This window comes from Burkholderia cepacia, from assembly GCF_001039005.1.
GTDB lineage: Bacteria > Pseudomonadota > Gammaproteobacteria > Burkholderiales > Burkholderiaceae > Burkholderia > Burkholderia theae.
The window spans coordinates 1-1,918 of the sequence record NZ_LDWR01000057.1; the positions used below are offsets into that span (position 1 = coordinate 1).

A 1,918-nucleotide genomic window follows, 5' to 3' on the forward strand; every position below is an offset into this window, starting at 1 on the left:
CGACTCCGAGCGGCATCGACGAGCGTTGCGCGATCGCGGTATCGAGCCGGTGATCGCCAAGCGCCGTACCGAACATGGCAGCGGCCTTGGCAAATATCGCTGGGTCGTTGAACGCACGCATGCCTGGCTGCACCACTTCCGTTGTCTCCCCATTCGTTTCGAGCGCCGTGCCGACATTCACGGCGCGTTCCTCAAACTCGGTTGCCGCCTGATCTGCTGGAATACCCTTCGGCGGGCCGACCAGTCTTTATGAAACCGTCTCTTAGCCTTGTCGCGCTTAGATCGGTCTACACCGGTAAAATGCAGCGAAATCAAGAGGATCCCAATGTTGAGTTGCAAGGCTCGCTACATTCGCCGCACGCGCGGTTCGCCCATCACCAACCAGGCCGACATCCGCCGGTAGCCGAAGCGTGGCACTTCCTGCGCGGCCGCCATCAGTTGCACGCCCAGGCTCCGATCCTTCTCCGGTTGCTTGAGCGTATAGGTGGCCATCCGGCGACTCAGCTGCTGAGGCGACGATCTCAAGTCGGCCGTCCGTGCTGCTGAAGCGACAATTTTTGGTTCATCGCAGGAAACCGTGGAGGGTTTGAGGGCGATGGGTAACCATCGTCCCAACCGCGCCCCTTGTTCATCCCCATACCCAGCGCGCCTACCTGCAGCAAGTCCGTGGCTTCGCCCAGTACTTCGGGCGCTCGCCCGTGCTGTTGGGCCCGGAGGAGATCCGTACCTACCAGCTGCATCGCGTTGAGGTCCAGCAGAACTCCCGCAGCACGCTGGTGGTGGCTACTGCCGCACGGCGCTTCCTGTACACCATCACGCTCAAACGTGTCTGTGCGATCGACGAGATCCCCATGTCGAAGGGGCCGCGTAGACTGCCGGGATCCTCAGTCCCGACGAGGTCACGCGCTTTCTCGAGGCCATTCCCAGCATCAAGTACCGCGCCATCCCGATGACGGCGTATGCTGGCGGGCTGTGGATTTCGGAAGCCATCCGCCTGAAGGTCGGCGACATCGCCAGCCAGCACATGGTACTGCGCGTCGAACAGGGAAAAGGGCAGGCCGATCGCTACGTGATGCTCTCGCCGCGGCCGACCTCAGTTATGCCGCGACCGCATCGGGCGCGCGCCGCACATTATCGATGCCGCGCTGGCGCGCCTGCCAAAGGTCATACGTGCGTTGCTCGGCAAGCCATACATCCGCGCGGCCGCCACGCTCGACGCCGAGCCACGCCTCGAGGCGAAGCGCCATTTCCGGCGAGATCGCCGCATGCTCATTCAGAACACGCGACAGTGCAACACGGCTCACGCCAAGCTGCTCGGCGGCCTCAGTTACCGAAAGGCCGAGCGCCGGCAGGATGTCCTCGCGGAGCGCAGCGCCCGGGTGCGGCGGATTGTACATTTGGGCCATGGTCACTCCTTAATGGTAGTCTTGATAGTCGACGAGGATCGCGTCCCCGTCCTCGAACCGGAAAGTCATTCTCCAATTGCCATTGACCTTCACCGAATAGTGTCCAATGAGATCGCCGGAGAGTGGATGGAAGTACCAGCCGGGACGATTCATGTCCTCGGTGACCGTCGACTCGTTCAAGCGCGTCAGCAAGCGACCGAGTTTCGCCGCGTGGTCGGGGCGGATACCCGCCTTGCTGCCGGTCAGAAAGAAGCGCTCGAGCCCTTTGTGAATGAAGGTCTTGATCATGGCACCATTGTATCTCGTAAAGCATCGAGATACAATAACCTATGCCGCACCAGCGCTGCTTTTCTCAGTCAGAATAGGTTCTCTCTATCGTGGGAGTGCTGGACATAAAACCCGGTCATAGATGGGAGGAGCGTGTGTCGGTGCAGAGCATAGTTGCTTCACTATCCAGAATTTTACATAATTGTATCTAGCGCCTTTTAAAATTGTAGTGGCTAGATAGAAAT

4 protein-coding genes and 2 pseudogenes are annotated in these 1,918 nt (G+C 60.0%); 3 read left to right on the forward strand and 3 right to left on the reverse strand.

Annotation, left to right across the window (positions count from 1 at the left end):
* On the forward strand, positions 1-253 hold a 253-nt coding region (locus VL15_RS40840; protein ID WP_155420322.1), incomplete at its 5' end, for a transposase.
* A gap of 95 nt (positions 254-348) precedes the next feature.
* On the opposite strand, the pseudogene VL15_RS30270 reads toward VL15_RS40840, so the two are convergent.
* Positions 349-504: pseudogene (locus VL15_RS30270) on the reverse strand (IS3 family transposase); the annotation flags it as partial.
* Between the two features lie 149 nt (positions 505-653).
* Here VL15_RS30270 and VL15_RS43860 point away from each other — a divergent pair.
* Positions 654-953: a hypothetical protein gene (locus VL15_RS43860; RefSeq protein ID WP_419188704.1), complete on the forward strand. Its 300-nt coding sequence runs from the start codon at positions 654-656 to the stop codon at positions 951-953.
* Positions 944-1,042 (forward strand): annotated as a pseudogene (locus VL15_RS43865) (hypothetical protein); the annotation flags it as partial. The gene VL15_RS43860 and the pseudogene VL15_RS43865, both read left to right, overlap by 10 nt.
* Positions 1,043-1,097: 55 nt before the next feature.
* Here the strand turns inward: VL15_RS43865 and VL15_RS30275 are convergent.
* Both VL15_RS30275 and VL15_RS30280 read right to left on the reverse strand, forming a co-directional pair.
* Positions 1,098-1,406, reverse strand: coding sequence for a HigA family addiction module antitoxin (locus tag VL15_RS30275; RefSeq protein WP_048250387.1), 309 nt, complete (start codon positions 1,404-1,406; stop codon positions 1,098-1,100).
* Between the two features lie 9 nt (positions 1,407-1,415).
* Entirely contained in the window at positions 1,416-1,694 is a 279-nt protein-coding gene (locus VL15_RS30280) for a type II toxin-antitoxin system RelE/ParE family toxin (protein ID WP_048250388.1), read from the reverse strand.
* Positions 1,695-1,918 lie beyond the last annotated feature (224 nt).